Here is a 16143-nt window from a genome sequence, read left to right as displayed (position 1 = left end):
GGCCTCAGCGGTGCAGGTCGTCCTCGTGCACACGCCGGGCCAGTTCGATCTTCGTACGGGCGGGCCTGCCGGCCTGCCGGTACTTCTCCTTGACCTGGTCCAGGTAGTACTTCGCGGTGTGGTAGCTGATGCCCGCCCGGCGCGCGGCGGCCTTCAGCGTCAGCCCCGAGGCGTAGTCCCGCAGTACCTGGCGTTCCCGCGGCGCCAGGTGCGGCCGGGCCGGACCGGTGTCGTTCGCCCAGGCGAAGGCGAGTTCCGGCGAGTGGGCCGTACCGCCCGCGGCCACGGTCTCCACGGCCTCGACGAGGGCGTCCAGCGCGTGGTCCTTCGTCAGGTAGCCGTCCGCTCCGGCCGCGACGGCCGCCACGATACGGGCCCGGTCCGTCACCGTGCTGATCAGCAGCACCTTGCTCCCCGCCGCCCGTACCCGCCGTACGTTCGCCTCCGGAGCGGACCCGTCGCCCAGGACGAGGTCCAGCAGCACCACCGCGGCCGGCGCCCGCGGCTGCGCCAGCAGCTCGCCGACCGTGGCCGCGGTACCGACGAGGCGCAGCTCCCGCCGGCCGGTGAGCCAGGAGCCCAGCCCGTCGAGGAGCATCCGGTCGTCGTCGACCACGGCGATGTCGATCACGCCGGCCACCGCAGTTCGACGACGGTCCCCTCACCGGGGTGGCTGTCCACGTCCGCCACCCCGCCGACGGCGGCCAGCCTGCCGCGCACGGAACGCCGCAGCCCGGTACCGCCGCCCGCACCTCGGCGGCCGGGCCCGCCGACGTCGAAACCGATGCCGCGGTCGGCCACCGTCACCTCCGCACCGCCGCGCGCGCTCCCGACGACCGTGACGTAGGCCGTGTCGGTTCCGGCGTGCCGGCTCACGTTGTTCAGGGCCTCGGACACCGCGGCGGCCAAGGCCTCGGAGACCTCCCGGGGCAGGTCCGGCACGGCGTGGTACTGCGCCCTCACGGTCAGCCCGAGACCCTCCGCCCGGCGCACCGCCTCCTCCAGCGCGGCGCGCGCGCCCTCCGCCCCGCCCGGGGCCGGCCCGTCCGGCCGGTCGTCGTACCCCTCCTCGGACTCGACGAGCCGCCGCAGGTACGCGGCCTCGCGGGCGCAGCGTTCACGCACCGCCGGGGCGTTGGCGTCCACCCGGCCGGCCCCGATCGTGGTGAGGGTGGCGAGCACGGTGTCGTGCAGGGCCGCGTGGTGCGCCATGCGCTCGGCCTGCCGCGCGCGGGCCGCCTCGGTGGCCACCGCCCGGTCGTGCGCGGCGTCCAGCAGCGCCCCCTGGCGCCGCGTGTACCACCAGCCGGCACCGGCCAGGGCGACACTGGTGGCGACCGCGCTGAAATGATCGAAGACCCCCGCCGCGTCCGGCTCCGGCAGCACCCCGTGCACGGCCGGCGAGGTGACCAGCGGCAGGGCCACCGCGAGGGCGGCCTCACACCGCCCGAACGCGACCACCGCGGCCGCGGCGGCCGACAGGCTCTGCACCATCAGCCAGCCGTGCGGTTCCACGGCCGGCCCCTCGCCGATGACGGCGACGGCGATCCACGGCAGCACGCACCCGGTGACCAGCACGTCGGCCCAGACCCCCGGCCCGCGGAACCAGCCGCGGACGAGGGCGGGCACGTACAGCACCACCGACAGGGCGCAGACGCAGGCCAGCAGGGCGACGCTCCGCCCGTCCACCCGGTCCGGCTCCAGCACCACGCCCGCCGCGGCTATCAGGTGCGCCAGCCGGAACAGCGCCGTGGCCTTCACCGCGAACCCCCGCGCACGCCGAAGACCCACCCCTCGCCCCCCATGCGACGAAACCCCACCGGTACCCGCCCATATGGGCGGGTGTCATGCCTTCAGTGGATCTCGCCGGGTTTCCCGCCGTCAAGACGCTCCTCGGACAGCCGGGCCGGTCGCGTTCCCGCCCCGGCGCCCCCGTCAGCCCTTGAGCCTGCGGTTGACCTCCTCGCCGATGCGCCGGTTGAGTTCGGCCAGCTGCTCGGGGGTGTAGGCGGTGAGGTCGCCGAGGTCCGGCGGTTCGGCCCGGGGCTTGCCCTTCGCCCGTTCCTCGCGCCGTTTGAGTTCCTGCTCCTCCGGTGAGCCGGGCGCCGCGAACGCGCACCGGATCAGCGCGCCGTCGGCGGCCTTCAGACAGGTCGCCTCCCGGCCCGCGACCTGGCCCCGGCCCTCCACGCGGTAGCGGATGTGCTGCTCGCTGCCGATCGTGGCGGTCCAGGTGGTGCCGCCCGTGGGGACCACCTCGAACACCCGGTCGTCGTTGTAGCAGCACACGTCCCGGTACTCGGCCTTGATCAGCGCGATGATCGCCTGCGGGGAGGACCAGGTCGGATCGAGCCGGTGGACGGTCAGCGGCGCCAGCCCGCCGCCCTGGTGGCGGGCCGGTACCGTCGCGACGGCGACGACCGAGCTGGCCTCGCCCTGCGGGGTGAGGGGGGTGACGTACACGCTGCGGCCGCCGGCATCGGCTTGGCGCAGGGTGAACTCCGAGTCGTTCCCCTCGTTCGCGCCGTCCTCCGAGGCGTCCCAGCCGCTGCGCTCGAACCACCAGTCGGTGAAGCCGCCGACGGCGGCGACGGCCTCCCGCTGACGGGCGGCGAGGCTCAGCGGATAGGAGGGGCCCGGAACGGCGTCCGTCTCCGTGGTGACGGTGACCTTCCCCGTCCGGCCGTCGTAGAGCGCGACCCCCGCCGGACGTTCCGTCACGACCAGGGTCCCGGTCTGCCGCTTGAGGGGGACGACCACGACGGGCACATCGCCCGAGCAGGTCACGTACGCGTCGTCCGCCTCGAAGCGGACCCAGCGCTTCTGCGCGGAGATCTTCCGGCCCAGGTTGTGGCCGAACCAGCCGCCGATCCGGGCGTCCGCCACGTCCACGTCGAACGAACAGCGCTGCTGCGCACGGCCGCTGCCACCGAGCGGAACCTCCTGCACGAGGCCGACCTCGTACCCGGACAGCCAGCCCCTGCGCTCGACGAGGGTGGCGAAACGGTCCGAGTCGGGCAGGTACGTGGTGTCGGATATCTCACCGGTGACATCACCCAGGTGCGGCGCGGCCTGCGCCTTGCCGACGAGGTAGGGGGAGCGGGGTGCCAGCACGGGCACCGGCTCGGTCACCACCTCGGTGGCCGCCATGTAGCCGCGGTCCTGCAGGTACGCGCCGTAGACCAGCCACCACACGGCGAGCGCGAGTCCGACGACGGCGCCCAGACAGCCCAGGACCCCCGCCGCACCCCCCGCCCCGCCCCCGCCGCGCCGGCTGCGCACGAACCACCGCACGATCCCCACCAGCGCGACCAGCCCCAAGGCCAGCAGCGGCAGGGCCAGCCAGGCGAAGAGCTTGCGCAGCTCCCACACCAGAACGGTGGAGTAGTAGGGGGCGTACAACGGCGCACACCCCACCAGCACCACGACACCCGCAGGCACGCCCATCCGAAGAGCCCGACCCATCAGCGCCTCCCCATCGCCCGGTTCAGCACAATTGTGCGGCGCCGGGCGCCCCCTGTCAGGGCCGGAGGCACATCATCCACCCCCGCCCGGCGGCACGCTGCCGCCGGGACGGCGAAAGGGGAGACTACGGTTGGCCCGCCTCGACCATCCCCAGCAGGGTGTCGAGGTTGTCGAGGGCGTCCACCAGGAACTCCCGGGCGATGTGCAGCACCCCGTACTGGCGGACGACGGTGTCGACGTCGCCCTTCGGGAGCGCCTCGTCGACCGCCACGATCACCCCCAGCAGCGTGTGCAGCGCCTCGCCCGCGCGCGAGGCCGCGACCACGCCGGGCCCGGCCTCCGGGTCCTGGGCGACCGAGTACAGCGGTACGCCCGCCCGCCGGACCTGCCACCCCAGGAAGCCCATCTGCTTCGCCGCGTCCTCCGGGTCGACGGCGGCCTTCAGCTGCTCGCCCCACGCACTGAACAGCTCCTCGCTGTCCTCCCGGGTCTCGTCGGCGAACTGCGCCTGCTTCTGCACCGCGCCCAGCAGGGTGTTGAGCAACCGCAGCCGGTAGACGTCAGCGCCCAGCCCCGCCGATCTCCCGGCGTGCTCGGCGGGCGTGTTCTCGCCCTCGTAGGCGCCCAACGCGCCGAGGGCGGCAGCGATCTGTTGCACCGTCACGGGCATCTGTCCGCTCGTCATACCGGCACGCTACCCGTCGCCCTCCACGGATGGGGTCCGATGGGAGAGGGGCCGCACCTCGATCACGGGTCGAGGACGCCGTGTGATGATGTCCGTCCGATCCGGGGAGGCGATGGTGCTGAGAAGGGGCGCGCGGTGGGCCGCGGGCGCGATGACCGCGGCCTGCATGCTGCTGCTCCTGGGCCCGAGCGCCCCGACCGGTGGCACCCGCCTCGCCGCCGAGGAGGTCGTACCGGACCGGGCCGGCACGTGGAACCTGTGCAATCCGTGCGGCGGGAGCGGGCACAACTTCGGCCGGGCGACGGAGATCGCCAAGGCTGCGCCGCAGGTCATCGGCCTGCAGGAGGCGTGCGTACGTGACGTCGAGGAGATCCGCGCGTACCTGGAGGAGGTCTACGGCCTGGCCTACCGGGTCGAGTACGGGTCGGTCCTGCGGAACTGGAACCGCTGCGGGGGGCTGCCGTGGCGGCCGGGCGGCTTCGGCCAGGCCATCCTCTCGGCGGCGCCGATGACGGACCGGGTGAGCGTCACGTACCCCGACGGCGGCTCCGAGGCCCGCGGCTACCTGGCCGTCACCACACTGGTGGGCGGCAGGCCGGTCCGCGTCTTCAACACCCACCTCGCCCAGCGCCGGCAGGGCGAGGTGCGGGTGGGCCAGGTGCGGGTGCTCGCCGCGGAGGTGGCCCGCCACGACCGCGCGATCGTCCTCGGCGACTTCAACGCCGTCCCGCAGGCGCCCGAACTCGGCCCGATGTGGGCCCTGGCCGCGGACGCGGACCCCGGCTGCCGCCCCTCGAACACCGACGCGTGCACGGTGACGACCGACTGGAACAGCAAGTTCGACTACGTCTTCCTGCGCGGCGTCACCGCGCGCACGCACAGCGTCCGCCCCAGCCCCCACTCGGACCACCACCTGCTGCACGCCGACCTGAACCCGGACCTCGTCGCCACGCCGTGACCTGCGCAAACGCCGCCCGTTCCGCTATGTGGCGCGATCCCTGCAGGCCGGCCGCGAGGGGGTATCGTCATCCGGTCGCGGACGGCAACGGACCGTCCGTCCACCGTCCAACCCGAGGGAACCACCATGACCGACCTCACCTCGCTGCGCGCAAGCCTCGCGTCGGGCGAGCACGTGTTCGCCGACACCCTGGCCTTCGTCGCCGCGCACTACGACTACCAGCCGCAGGCGTTCCGCAACGGCGACCTGGAGAACGCCGCGGGCGAGAACGAGGGCTCCTGCAAGACGCTGGGACTGGCCGTGCTGGAAGGCCTGAGCGACGAGGAAGCGCTGCTGGCGTTCGGCGAGTACTACCGCGGCGTGCTGGCGACGCCGGACGGCACCGATCACGGCAACATCCGCAACCTCATCGCCCACGGCCTGGCGGGGGTGTCCTTCACCGGCCGCCCGCTGACCCGCAAGGGCTGAACGAGGGCGTCAGGGCCAGGCACCCGCGAAGTCGATGCGCTCCGCCCACTCCGGGTGGTCTATCAGCGGGTTCCGGTTGCCCTGTATCTCGGCTATGGCCGCGTTGCGGTGCTGTTCGTAGAGGTCCACCGGGTGGTCCCGGTGCCAGTTCAGCAGCATCTGGAGGGCGCCCCGCTGCAGTTCGCGCGCCTCGTCGCCGATCCTGCCGGGGTAGCGGAGCAGGAAGTAGAGCGTCGCCCTGGCTGCCGGCCCCTTCCCCTTCGAGGGTTCGAACTTCCCCGTCTCCCGCCGTCCGCAGCTTTGCATGACGGCCTCTTCGAAGTCGGGGAAGTCGAAGTAGGGGATGTTCCCGCGGAAGCTGTTGCAAGGCGGCTCGCAGGCGAAGAGGTGGTGCAGGTCGCCGCGCATCGGCTCCTTCTTGGCGAACCAGGACTGGGGCACGACGTGTTCGCAGTTGAACGGCAGCGAAGCCTCCAGGAGGTCGAGTTCGGCCTCGATGGCCTCCGGTCCGGGTGCGCTCTCGTGCAGCATGAACTCCTGCCAGCGTCCGATCCGGGCCGCCTCCGCGGCCGCATCGGCCTCCATGAGTTCCTGCGGCGTGAAGGAGTTGCCCGAGTAGATGCCGTGGAGGAGCTTGTCGGGGTGCAGGTCGACCCACGGGTAGAGCATGCGCATCGGCTTGTACGCCGGGCGGTGCTCGTGCGTCGACTCCAGGCGCTGGGTCAGTGCCAGGCGCAGCGCCGTGGGGTCGTCGACGCCGATGCCCGCGTAGTAGGCCTCGCGTGCCGCCTGGTCCCCGGCCTGGTCGTAGTAGGGGAGGGTGCTGGAGGCCGCGAGGTTGAGCAGGGCGGCTGCCAGGTCCCGCTCCGCGGGTGACCGGCCGTCGATGCTCCCGGTCCCGGCCGGCGCCCCGACGTGCGACGGGGTGGCCGCAGGGCGGGCCGGTGCCGTGCCGAACACCGCTACCTGCGGCTGCGGGGCCGCGGGGTCGAGGCCGACGCTGATGTGGAGGGGGATGCTCCAGCTGATGGTGCCGGCCGTGGCGTGGTGCTGCTGACCGCCATGGTCCGTCGCCGGGCCCTGGGGCGCGGAGCCGTTCGTCCGGCCGGTCAGGACCGTCGCGGGCGACGGCGGGACTTCCACGGCGTGCAGGGAGGAGCCGGCCGCGAACAGCTCCGCCCGGAGCGCCGCGGCGGCGCCGGACAGGGGGAACTGCTGGATCGTGCCGAGGATGCGGCTGATCCGTACGCCCTCGTTGGCCTTCCAGTCCACCCGGTGCTCGCCCATGCTCGGCTGCCAGAGGGTGCCGTCGACGGCCAGCACGTTGCCGTCGAGGTCCCTGCGCGGCACACCCGAGTGGTGCAGGGCGACGACCTCCCACTGGTCGTTGAAGACCGGGGCGCCGGAGGAGCCGTGCGCCGTGTCGGCCGAGTAGTGCAGGTGGTCGTCCAGTACGTCCACGATCTGGTTGTCACGCAGGGCCAGCTGCTTGGGCTCGCCGTTGGGGTGCTGGATGATGTTGACGAGCTCCCCGATGACGGCCTTTCCCCGGGCCTCCTTGAGCGGCAGCCTCCCGAAGGACGTCAGCGGCTCGCCGTCCCGGGAGCGTCCGGACACCGCGACCACGGTGAAATCCAGGTCGCGGTGGGTGACGAAGAAGCTCTGCGGATCGAGCTGGAACACGACGGGAACCAGCGGCCGCCCGTCCGTGCCCGCCTGGAGGTTGAACTCGACCACTCCGGCGGTCGCCTCCTCGGCGGAGCCCAGCACGTGGTTGTTGGTGATCAGCAGCGACGGGGACACCAGGAACCCGGTTCCGTGGAGGACGGACCCGGGGCTCCGGACGGTGATGCGGCCGACCGAGCGCGCGGCGAGCGAGCCGCCTTCGAGGTAGTCGATTCCGATGAGGTCGTTGCGGCCCATGAACCTTTCCAGGGCCAGCAGGTCGGTGCTGACCAGCTCGCGGTCCAGGTTCAGGCTGGTGCCGGTCGTGGCGGTGCCCGGTGTCCGCTCGACCGCCGTGGCCATGGCCCAGTCGACGCCCAGCCGGCTGAGCCTGCTGTTCACCCGCTCGGGAGTGTCGGCGAAGAGGATGCCGTGCCGCTCCAGCGCTTCCCTGTGGCCGTCACGTTCGGCGGCACGGGCCGCGTAGCGCCGACTGGCGTCCTCCATCTGCTCGATGAAGCCCTTGTCGGTCCGTGACAACTGCTCCACTGTCATCTCGGCTCGCCTCCTCGTCCACACCCTTCCGCTCGGACGTCGCGACCCTCTCCCCGATCCAGTATGGGCACAGGCTCCGGCAACCCGCTCAGCCGAACGGGCGGGCGCCCAGGAGTGGTTGCCGCGTCAATCGTTGAACCTTCTCTGAGCTCCGCGCCCGGCCGACCCGGCATTGAACGCGTTCAAACCCTCTGGCAGGATGATCTGGCGGACGGACCCGCCCCCCAAGGACGGGCCGGTCCGTCCGCGCACGCCCGTGTGCCCGGTCCGTCGCGCCACGGAGGCCAGCCGCATGATCATCATCCTGCTCCTCATCGTCGCCGTGGGTCTGGGCGCCGTCGTGCTGCCGGCCGTCCTCCTCGGATTCGTCCTGGTACTGGCGAGCCGCAGGCTGCCCCTGTGGGCCAGGAGCGTGCTGCTCCCGGTCCTGTCGGCCGGCGCGGCGCTGATCTGGCCGCTCGCGGCGGGGACCGACAACCTCTGGTGGCCGGCCGTCGTCCTGGCGTCCTTCGCCATGACGTGCGCCACCGGTGCCTGGTTCCTCCTGTACGAGGTCCGGGGCCGGCGACAGCCCGCTCACCCGCCGGTCTGGCCGGGTGGCGGCCGGCCCGCCACGAGCCCGGTCGGCTGAGCGGCCCCCTGGCCTCAGCCCCGGTAGGCGACCGCGGCGAGCTCGACGAAGGACCGCACCAACGCGTTGGCGTCACCTTCGTTCCACACCGCCACCACCCGGCTCGGCCCCATGTCGGCCAGCGGCACCACGGCCAGCTCCGCGGGCACGTCGTGCCCGAGCGGCGTCAGACCGACCGTCCCGTTCCACAGCACGGCCTGCAGGCACTCCTGTACGGCCCGCACCACGGGACCCCCGCGCGGCTCGCCGCCGCTCCAGTACGACTGCCAGCGGGGGTCGGTGCCCTCCGGGAACCGGAACCAGCGGCGCTCGCCCAGGTCGGCGAGCCGCAGCCGGCCGCGGCGGGCCAGTGGATCGTCGGCGCGCAGGACCGCACCGACCGGATCGGCCCGCAGCACACGGACCGTCAGGCCGGTCTCGTCGAAAGGCGCCCGGCTGAGGGCGACGTCGACCAGCCCGGCCCGCAGCCCGCACGTCGGGTCGGTCAGATCGGTCTCGCGGACGCGGATGTCGACGCCGGGGTGGCTCCGCCGGAAGGCGGCCGCCAGCCTGGACACCCCCGGGTCGGTGCCGTCGCCCAGGATGCCGACGGTCAGGGTCGCGACGCCGGCCGCCGCACCCACGCGTACGCGGACGCGCTCGGCGTGCTCCAGCAGGGCCCGCGCCTCGTCGAGCAGCACCGCGCCCACCCGGGTGAGCGCGACCCCACTGGGGGAGCGGGCGAACAGCACGGCGCCGATGTCCGCCTCCAGCTGCCTGATCGCCCGGCTCAGCGGCGGCTGGGTCATGTGCAGTCGGGTGGCGGCCCTCCCGAAGTGGAGTTCCTCGGCGACCGCCACGAAGTAGCGCAAGGTCCTCAGCTCCACGCTGCAACGATACCCACGGGGTATCGGGCCCGCGGAACGGGTCTTGGACACCGAGGGGGCCCGGACGGTGCACTCGTGGACATGACCGAACAACCGCACACCAGCAGTCGCCCGCCGACCACCCCCGCCGTATCGGTGGTGGGCCCCGGCGAGGGGGAAACGATCGTCCTGGGGACCACGCACATGCGCGTCCTGGAGGACGGCACCCACACCGGGCACCGCCTCGCGATCGCCGAGTCCGTCCTCGCCCCGCACACCCAGGGGCCGCCGCAGCACCGCCACGCCGAACACGACGAGGGCTTCTACGTCCTCTCCGGCACCGTCCGCTTCACCGTCGGCGACGAGCACCACGACGCCACCACGGGCACCCTCGTGATGGTTCCCCCCGGCACCCCCCACACCTTCGCCAACCTGACCGACCAGCCCGCCGTCATGCTCAGCACCTTCACCCCCGACCTGTACGTGGGCTACTTCCGCGACCTGCACAAGACGCTCGCCGACGGCAGCCCGCTGACCCCGCAGGCCAACATCGACACGATGGGCCGCTACGCGACCGAGCCGGCCACCGGACGGTGACCGGGCGGCGTCCGCGCTCTCATCTGCCGGAATAAGCCCCACCTCCACCTGATTCCGGTCATTTCGGGGTGTGGGTGCCGGGAGCGCCTTGTGACCCCGGGCCCCGCGTGAGGGAATGCCGCGACGTTGTCGCCTCCTGGACGAGGAGTTGTGAACGTGTCTTCCCGATTACGCGCGGCGCAGCAGGGAACGGGCAAAGTGATCCGGCGGGGCGCGGTGGCGGCGGCCGCCGCCGTCCTCGCCCTGACCGGGGCGGTGATCGGCACCGCCGGCACCGCACAGGCCGCCGCAGCGGTCTGCGACGGGACCAGGGTCGACACCCTGGAGTTCGCGACCGGCTACACCTACCTCTACTACAACTCCGCGACGGGCCAGAACTGCGCGTTCACCGCGCCCAAGAGCGGCAGCGGCACCCCGCAGCTCATGGCCGTGGGCCTGTTCCGGGCCAGCGACAACAAGGGCGTCTGGGACAGCCGCAGCGACTACAGGTACTACGCCGGCCCCGTCCGCCTCGACGCCCGCGGCACCTGCGTCCTGTTCAACGGACAGGTCGCCTCCACGTCCGCCACCTCGGGCTGGGGCCACTGCGGCAACCGGACGGCGGGCGCCCGGTGAACGCGCTGCGGCGGCGCGCCGCATCGGCCGCCGGGGCGCTCGCCCTGACCGCCGCCGCGACCCTCGCGGCCACCGGCACGGCGCACGCCGTCGGCCCCGGCGTCTGCGGTGCGGGATACAACGTGGTCGAAACGCTCAACGTCGGCTCGCTGGGCAAGGTCTACCTCACGTGGAACGCCTCCACCGGCAAGAACTGCGCCGTCACCATCCGCAACAGCACGGGCCCCGCGGTGTGGATGGAAGTCTGGGTCACCCGCCTCGCCACGGGCGGCGGCGACGTCGACAACGGCTCCTACACCCAGTACGCGGGCCCGGTCTACATCGACGGCCGCAACAGCTGCATCGCCTTCGCCGGCACGATCGGCAGCGTGACCGTCACCAGCGAGCCCGGCCACTGCGGCTGACCGCCCCACCACCTCACCAGCAGCCCGCCCCGCCGGGGAGCGAACGGCTCCCCGGCATCCGGTGACCCCGCGCTCGTTCCGCACGGAATCAGCCGGGCCGCGCGTGGAGAAAAGGGCGGGCCTGAGGTTGGACGACCGGATGGAACGCACCGAGGCAGAGCTGTTCACCCTGAACGCGCACGACATGCCCATCCCCTTCCACCAGGGCCCCTGACGGCTCGGTGGCGGGGCTCCGGTCCGGCCCCGCGGTCCCGGGCCGGAGCCCCGAGGACCAGCCTTCCTCGCCAACCCATGCGCACCAGTGGGAAGTTGACCCACCCATCAGTAACATCCGACCGGCCAGTAGCACGCCCTCCGAGAAGCCACCCTCGAAAGGCCCTCCCGCATGCGCCGGACCTCCCGCTTCGCCCCCGTCGCCCTCGCCGTGGCGGCCCTCCTGCTCGGCGTCGTCCCGGCGCAGGCCCAGACCCGCCCCGACCGCACCCCCGACCGCGTCACGGTCGGGGACCGCACCTACATCGCCGACGGCCAGGGCCGCGCACTGCAGTGGCGCGGCTTCAACCTCGCCGACAAGAGCAGCCGGGGCGCGAACGCGTTCGCCGACATCCACGAGAGCGACCTCAGGGACATGTCCGCCCGCGGCTTCAACCTGGCCCGCCTGGCGTTCTTCTGGGACGACCTCGAACCCACCCCCGGCCACTACGACCGCGGCTACCTCGCCAAGATGCGCCGCATCCTCGACTGGGCCGACCGCTACCACGTCAAGGTCGTACTCGACGCCCACCAGGACGTGTACGGCCCGTACTTCGGCGCCCGCGGCATCCCCGGCTGGGCCACCCGCGACGACGGACTGCCGTTCACGCCGATACCCGACGACTGGTTCTCCCAGTACTTCGAGCCGTCCGTGCAGGCCGCCTTCGACCACCTGTACAAGGACACCGACCTCCGCGCCGCGCACGCCCGCATGTGGACGACGGTCGCCTCCTCCCTCGGCGGTCACCCCGCCCTGCTCGGCTACGACCTGATGAACGAGCCCTTCGCGAAGTTCCTGGAGGGCGAGGACCTCCCCGCCGCCGCGGCCCGCTTCGAGGCCGGCGAGCTCACCGAGATGTGGAACCGCCTGGCCCGCGCCATCCGCCTGGTCGACCGCACGTCGTGGGTCTTCGTCGAGCCCACCGTCATCGTCGGCCTCGGCGTCCCCACCCGCATGGGCCCCATCGACGACCCGCACGCCGCGTACGCACCGCACTTCTACGAGACCGGGATGGAAACCGGCGCCGACTACGACCCCGACGGCACGTTCGTCCGCGCCTACGAGGCCGCCATCGGCGACTACCCGACCCGCAACCGGATGCCGGTGATCGTCGGCGAATGGGGCGGAAACCCCTACGTGCCGCACGCCCGCCAGTTCGTCACCGACATGACGGCCGCCATGGACCGCTTCTCCAGCGGCTGGGCCTGGTGGCAGTGGTGCCGGGGCGGCGGCTACTGCTTCCTCGACCAGACGGGTGCGGTCAAGCCCAACGCCCGGCTCCTGATCCAGCCCTACGCACGGGCCGTCGCGGGAGACCCGCTCGGCTCCGCGTACGACCCGGCCACGCGCACCTACACCCTGACCTTCCGCACCCGCGCCAACGCCGGGGGGCCCACCCAGATCACCGTGCCCGAGGACACCTACCCGAACGGCTACCGCGTCACGGTCGAAGGCGGCAACGCCAGGTGGAACGGCCACGGCCGGACCGCCGCCGTGACCACCCACGACAGGACCGGAACCACGTACAAGGTCACGATCACCCCGTCCAGCTGACTGCCGGCGGGCGGCCGAGCCCGCCGGGGCCGGCCCGGGACAGGACCGCCCCCGACCGTGTCGGTCGCCCCTGCGCGGGCAAGCGCGCCCACATGACACCGAATACGAGCGCGGCGCTCGCCCAGGCCGCCGGATCCGGACCCGTGTGGCCGCACCTGCTGGTGACGGCCTTCGCCCTCGTCGTCCTGGTGGCCACCTTGACCAGGCACAGGTAGCCCTCCCGTGCTGTTCCCGGCGCGCTGATCCCGCGCAGCTCCTCCCCGGGTCGCTGAGGGAGGAGTGGAAGGCGTGTCCCCACTCCAGCCGCCCGGGCCCCCGCGCGAAAGCCGCTGCGCGAACGGATCCGCGCCGCCCGTCCTCGAAACGAAACGGCCCCGTCGGCCGGCTCAGGCCCCCGCGGGCCGGCCGGAGAGCAGTCGGGCCGCCTCGATCTCGGCCCACACCACCTTGCCCCGTTCATGGACCTCGGCGCCCCAGCGGTCGCAGAGGCGGTCGATGATGTGGAGCCCGTGGCCGCCGGGGGTGCCCGGCCGGGGCGAGGTCTGGCGGTGCGGCAACGCCGTGGAGCCGTCGTACGCCTCGATGCGGAGGGCTTCACCGCCGGTGAGGACCAGCTGGAGGCAGCCGCCCGCGTGCAGGCCGGCGTTGGTCACCAGCTCGGAGACGACGAGCAGGGTGTCCTCGGACGTCTCGGTCCCGTCCCACCCCCAGTCCCGCAGCGCCTGCCGCGCGAAGTCGCGGCCCTTCGCGACCTGGCCCCGGACGCCGGTCAGTGCCAGGAGCCGGCGCTGGCCGGCCGCGCCGGGCCGTGGTGGATGACCGGTCTGAGGTCCGCTGCTCTTCACTGTGGCTCACCCCCGCCGTTGGTACGGCTCTCTTCGCGTGGCGACCGCCCGCGTTCCGGCTTGTCCCGGCTCGCCGGCCACCTTCCGGTGACGTCGAGTGCCGGGACAGTTTACGGCGGCCGGGCTCTCAGACGTCGGCCATGTGCAGTCTCACCGTGAGGCCGGAGGGCGTGGAGCGGATCTCGACGAGGTCGCACAGCTGGTGGATCATCCACAGGCCCCGCCCGCCGTCGCTGGAGGCGAGCGGGGGACGGAAGCGGCCCGCGAGCGGGTCGGCCAGCCGGCCGCCGTCGCGGACCTCGGCCACGACGCCCCGGCCCCCCGGGGTCCGCCACAGCCGCAGGGTGCCCCGACCCCCGCCGTGCGCGAGGGAGTTGGCGGTGGCCTCGCCGATGGCGAGCAGCAGGTCGCCCCGGCGTTCCGGGGCGAGGGAGGACCCGTCGGCCCAAGCCCCGGCGAACTCGCGTACCCGGGCCAGGTCTCCGCCCGTGTACTCGAGGCCGACCGCACCCGGGCCCGGCTCGGGCAGCGGGGTGTCGCACGCGCCGCTCACCACGGACGGGTCCGTGTAGTCGGGGCTCGCCAGCACGCGCCCGCCCTCGATCAGCGTGGGGTGCGTACGGCGGGCGCCGTCGAGCACGCCGGGGGAGAGGGCGTCCACGTCGTACGGGCACAGCACGGTGGCGTCGCGGCCCGCGAAGGCGGTGTTGACGAGGGCTTCGTGGCGCCTGGCCTCCCGCACCTCGGCCGGCGTACGGCCCGGCCAGACCGGCCCGCCGACGATCCGGGCGGGCCGGCCCTCGTGCCGCCCGGCGAAATCCCGCAGGGCGGAGAGGATCCGGCCGGGATTGCGGCCCAGGCGCGCCATGTCCACGAACTCGACGCCCGCCCCGCCGCCGAGGACCTCCCGCAGCGGCCCGAGCCGGGGCCCGGGAACCGCCACCAGGACGGGTTCGTCCGCGGCGAGGGCGGCACGCACGAAACCGCCCACGCCGGACAGGTACTCGTCGGGACCGCGGCACAGGAGCGCGCGGTGGACGAAGGCCCCGGGGCCGCCGGCCGCGGGAACCGAGATCGTGCTGCGGCCTCCGGCGCGGCACGGCGGTACGGCTGTCAGGGCCACCAAGACTCCTAGGAACTGAGCATTCCGGCGCGCAGACGGGCCAGTGTGCGGGAGAGCAGCCGGGACACCTGCATCTGTGAGATGTGGAGCTCCGCGCCGATCTCGGCCTGCGTCTTCTCCTGCCCGAACCGCATGCTCAGGATCAGCCGTTCCCTCGGCTGCAACTCCCGCAGCAGCGGAGCGAGGGTGTGGAAGTCCTCGAAGAGCTCCATCGCGGGATCGCTCTCGCCGAGCTTCTCGGCCAGCGCGCGGGCGGGACGGCCCGTTCCCTGGGCCTCCTCGGCGTCGTCGGCGGTGTCGAGCGAGCCGCTGGTGTAGCCGTTCGCGGCGACCAGGCCGTCTATCACCTCCTCCTCGGACAGCCCGAGGTGCCCGGCGACCTCCTTGACGGTGGGGGCCCGGCGCAGGGTCTCCGTGAGGGACTCCTGGGCCTTGGCGAGTTCGGAGCGCATCTCCTGGAGGCGGCGCGGGACGTGCACGGCCCACGTGGTGTCGCGGAAGTGCCGCTTGATCTCACCGGTGATGTAGGGGAGCGCGAGCGTCGAGAACTCGACCTCGCGGTCAAGGTCGTAGCGGTCGATGGCCTTGATCAGGCCTATCGTGCCGACCTGGATGATGTCGTCCAGGTCGAGCCCGCCCCCGGCGACCCGGGTACGGAACCGGCGTGCGGCGTAGTGCACCAGGGAGAGGTTCATCTCGATCAGCGTGTTCCGGGCGTACTGGTAGTCCCGCGTGCCCTCCTCCAGGGAGCGCAGCTCCCGGAAGAAAAGCCGCGAGAGCTCCCGGGCGTCCGCGGGCGCGACCTCCCGGGCCCGCTCCACACGGGGCAGCGGCGATCCGGCGGACGGCGCCCCGCCCGCGGCCGGGGCGGGAGCCGGCGCCCGGTGGTCCGTCGCACGATCAGGGCTTACGACTGCTGCCGAACGAGGCATGGTGGCGGGTCCCTCCCTGTTGTCGATGGCTGCCGCCGCGCTCCTGCCCCCGGATCGGCGTCCTACGCACACCGAGACGTGGCGCCCGCCACACCGGCCCGCTCCACCGGGGGCCGTCGGCCCCCGGTGATCCACCGTGCATACTCCATTCCGGAACCCGTACAGGTGAGATCCGGGGAGGCGGACATGACCGGAGCAGGGGACGCGCCGGGCGGCAGCGTGGTCGGGGACGGCTACCGGGCCGGGCCCGGCTGGGTCGTCGAGACGCGCGGCGAGCTGGACCAGGACACCCTGCCCGCGCTGGAGGAAGCCCTGACGGCCGCCGCGGACCGGCACGCGATGGTGGTCCTGGACGCGAGTTCGGTCACCTTCGGCGACTCCTCGTTCCTCAACCTGCTGCTGCGCGTACACCGCCTGACGGTGCTTCGGATCGCCGCTCCGGGTGAACAGCTGCGCCGCCTGTTCGCCCTCACCGGAGCGGACACGGTCCTCTCGCTCCACCCCGGTGTCCAGGACGCCCTCGGCCCCTGACGCTCCCGGGCGCCCCG

The 16143-nt window shown here is 73.2% G+C and carries 18 protein-coding genes; 9 read left to right on the top strand and 9 right to left on the bottom strand.

Translation table 11 applies throughout. From position 1 onward, the window contains the following. Positions 1 to 4: 4 nt before the first annotated feature. The 4 genes from OG553_RS00600 to OG553_RS00585 form a co-directional block, all read right to left on the bottom strand. Entirely contained in the window at positions 5 to 631 is a 627-nt protein-coding gene (locus OG553_RS00600; RefSeq protein WP_405977015.1) for a response regulator, read from the bottom strand. Then, a complete protein-coding gene (locus OG553_RS00595; RefSeq protein WP_405977014.1) occupies positions 628 to 1791 on the bottom strand; it encodes a sensor histidine kinase in 1164 nt (387 codons plus the stop codon). Before OG553_RS00595 ends, OG553_RS00600 begins: the two co-directional genes overlap by 4 nt. Positions 1792 to 1935: 144 nt before the next feature. Next, entirely contained in the window at positions 1936 to 3465 is a 1530-nt protein-coding gene (locus tag OG553_RS00590) for a hypothetical protein (RefSeq protein ID WP_405977013.1), read from the bottom strand. Between the two features lie 124 nt (positions 3466 to 3589). Next, entirely contained in the window at positions 3590 to 4150 is a 561-nt protein-coding gene (locus OG553_RS00585) for a DUF6245 family protein (RefSeq protein WP_405977012.1), read from the bottom strand. A gap of 112 nt (positions 4151 to 4262) precedes the next feature. Between OG553_RS00585 and OG553_RS00580 the strand changes: the two genes are divergently transcribed. Together OG553_RS00580 and OG553_RS00575 are read left to right on the top strand one after the other, a co-directional pair. Then, entirely contained in the window at positions 4263 to 5108 is an 846-nt protein-coding gene (locus OG553_RS00580) for an endonuclease/exonuclease/phosphatase family protein (protein WP_405977011.1), read from the top strand. Positions 5109 to 5234: 126 nt separating this feature from the next. Beyond that, positions 5235 to 5576, top strand: coding sequence for a HopJ type III effector protein (locus OG553_RS00575; RefSeq protein ID WP_405977010.1), 342 nt, complete (start codon positions 5235 to 5237; stop codon positions 5574 to 5576). A gap of 9 nt (positions 5577 to 5585) precedes the next feature. Here OG553_RS00575 and OG553_RS00570 read toward each other — a convergent pair whose 3' ends face one another. Then, positions 5586 to 7796: an endonuclease gene (locus OG553_RS00570; RefSeq protein ID WP_405977009.1), complete on the bottom strand. Its 2211-nt coding sequence runs from the start codon at positions 7794 to 7796 to the stop codon at positions 5586 to 5588. A gap of 292 nt (positions 7797 to 8088) precedes the next feature. On the opposite strand from OG553_RS00570, the gene OG553_RS00565 reads away from it, so the two are divergent. Next, a complete protein-coding gene (locus OG553_RS00565) occupies positions 8089 to 8427 on the top strand; it encodes a hypothetical protein (RefSeq protein WP_405977008.1) in 339 nt (112 codons plus the stop codon). 14 nt (positions 8428 to 8441) lie between these two features. On the opposite strand, the gene OG553_RS00560 is transcribed toward OG553_RS00565, so the two are convergent. After that, positions 8442 to 9293, bottom strand: coding sequence for a LysR substrate-binding domain-containing protein (locus OG553_RS00560; protein WP_405977007.1), 852 nt, complete (start codon positions 9291 to 9293; stop codon positions 8442 to 8444). Positions 9294 to 9374: 81 nt separating this feature from the next. Here OG553_RS00560 and OG553_RS00555 point away from each other — a divergent pair, with 81 nt between their 5' ends. The 5 genes from OG553_RS00555 to OG553_RS00535 all read left to right on the top strand — a co-directional run bounded on the left by OG553_RS00555 (position 9375) and on the right by OG553_RS00535 (position 12910). After that, positions 9375 to 9869 carry a cupin domain-containing protein gene (locus tag OG553_RS00555; protein WP_405977006.1) on the top strand — a complete coding sequence of 165 codons (495 nt, stop codon included), beginning with the start codon at positions 9375 to 9377 and terminating at the stop codon, positions 9867 to 9869. Between the two features lie 156 nt (positions 9870 to 10025). Then, positions 10026 to 10484 (top strand): hypothetical protein, encoded by a 459-nt coding sequence (locus OG553_RS00550; protein WP_405977005.1) that lies wholly within the window; start codon positions 10026 to 10028, stop codon positions 10482 to 10484. Continuing rightward, positions 10481 to 10888 (top strand): spore-associated protein A, encoded by a 408-nt coding sequence (locus tag OG553_RS00545; RefSeq protein ID WP_405977004.1) that lies wholly within the window; start codon positions 10481 to 10483, stop codon positions 10886 to 10888. The genes OG553_RS00550 and OG553_RS00545 overlap by 4 nt, the downstream gene beginning before the upstream one ends. Positions 10889 to 11273: 385 nt before the next feature. Then, positions 11274 to 12695: a cellulase family glycosylhydrolase gene (locus OG553_RS00540; RefSeq protein ID WP_405977003.1), complete on the top strand. Its 1422-nt coding sequence runs from the start codon at positions 11274 to 11276 to the stop codon at positions 12693 to 12695. Positions 12696 to 12787: 92 nt separating this feature from the next. After that, complete coding sequence (locus tag OG553_RS00535) at positions 12788 to 12910, top strand: hypothetical protein (RefSeq protein WP_405977002.1); 123 nt, start codon at positions 12788 to 12790, stop codon at positions 12908 to 12910. Between the two features lie 171 nt (positions 12911 to 13081). Here the strand turns inward: OG553_RS00535 and OG553_RS00530 are convergent, their stop codons facing one another. From OG553_RS00530 to OG553_RS00520, 3 genes are all read right to left on the bottom strand, one after another. Beyond that, positions 13082 to 13540 (bottom strand): ATP-binding protein, encoded by a 459-nt coding sequence (locus OG553_RS00530; protein ID WP_405977001.1) that lies wholly within the window; start codon positions 13538 to 13540, stop codon positions 13082 to 13084. A gap of 127 nt (positions 13541 to 13667) precedes the next feature. Beyond that, entirely contained in the window at positions 13668 to 14663 is a 996-nt protein-coding gene (locus OG553_RS00525) for an anti-sigma factor RsbA family regulatory protein (protein WP_405977000.1), read from the bottom strand. An 8-nt stretch (positions 14664 to 14671) separates the two neighbouring features. After that, positions 14672 to 15595 (bottom strand): SigB/SigF/SigG family RNA polymerase sigma factor, encoded by a 924-nt coding sequence (locus OG553_RS00520; protein WP_405976999.1) that lies wholly within the window; start codon positions 15593 to 15595, stop codon positions 14672 to 14674. Between the two features lie 186 nt (positions 15596 to 15781). On the opposite strand from OG553_RS00520, the gene OG553_RS00515 reads away from it, so the two are divergent. Then, the gene (locus tag OG553_RS00515) at positions 15782 to 16126 is read left to right on the top strand and encodes an STAS domain-containing protein (RefSeq protein WP_405976998.1); all 345 of its coding nucleotides are present in this window, start codon (positions 15782 to 15784) and stop codon (positions 16124 to 16126) included. Positions 16127 to 16143 lie beyond the last annotated feature (17 nt).

Source organism: Streptomyces sp. NBC_00158, assembly GCF_045160885.1.
Classification (GTDB): Bacteria; Actinomycetota; Actinomycetes; order Streptomycetales; family Streptomycetaceae; genus Streptomyces.
Note: the sequence above shows the minus strand (reverse complement) of the source record. Positions and strands in the feature narration are given on the sequence as shown.

What these genes read in the sequence shown, in the direction of transcription:
- OG553_RS00590 (WP_405977013.1), bottom strand. Translation starts at nt 3,465, where the DNA reads ATGGGTCGGGCTCTTCGGATGGGCGTGCCTGCGGGTGTCGTGGTGCTG.
- OG553_RS00585 (WP_405977012.1), bottom strand. Translation starts at nt 4,150, where the DNA reads ATGACGAGCGGACAGATGCCCGTGACGGTGCAACAGATCGCTGCCGCC.
- OG553_RS00580 (WP_405977011.1), top strand. Translation starts at nt 4,263, where the DNA reads ATGGTGCTGAGAAGGGGCGCGCGGTGGGCCGCGGGCGCGATGACCGCG.
- OG553_RS00575 (WP_405977010.1), top strand. Translation starts at nt 5,235, where the DNA reads ATGACCGACCTCACCTCGCTGCGCGCAAGCCTCGCGTCGGGCGAGCAC.
- OG553_RS00570 (WP_405977009.1), bottom strand. Translation starts at nt 7,796, where the DNA reads ATGACAGTGGAGCAGTTGTCACGGACCGACAAGGGCTTCATCGAGCAG.
- OG553_RS00565 (WP_405977008.1), top strand. Translation starts at nt 8,089, where the DNA reads ATGATCATCATCCTGCTCCTCATCGTCGCCGTGGGTCTGGGCGCCGTC.
- OG553_RS00555 (WP_405977006.1), top strand. Translation starts at nt 9,375, where the DNA reads ATGACCGAACAACCGCACACCAGCAGTCGCCCGCCGACCACCCCCGCC.
- OG553_RS00540 (WP_405977003.1), top strand. Translation starts at nt 11,274, where the DNA reads ATGCGCCGGACCTCCCGCTTCGCCCCCGTCGCCCTCGCCGTGGCGGCC.
- OG553_RS00535 (WP_405977002.1), top strand. Translation starts at nt 12,788, where the DNA reads ATGACACCGAATACGAGCGCGGCGCTCGCCCAGGCCGCCGGATCCGGA.
- OG553_RS00520 (WP_405976999.1), bottom strand. Translation starts at nt 15,595, where the DNA reads ATGCCTCGTTCGGCAGCAGTCGTAAGCCCTGATCGTGCGACGGACCAC.
- OG553_RS00515 (WP_405976998.1), top strand. Translation starts at nt 15,782, where the DNA reads ATGACCGGAGCAGGGGACGCGCCGGGCGGCAGCGTGGTCGGGGACGGC.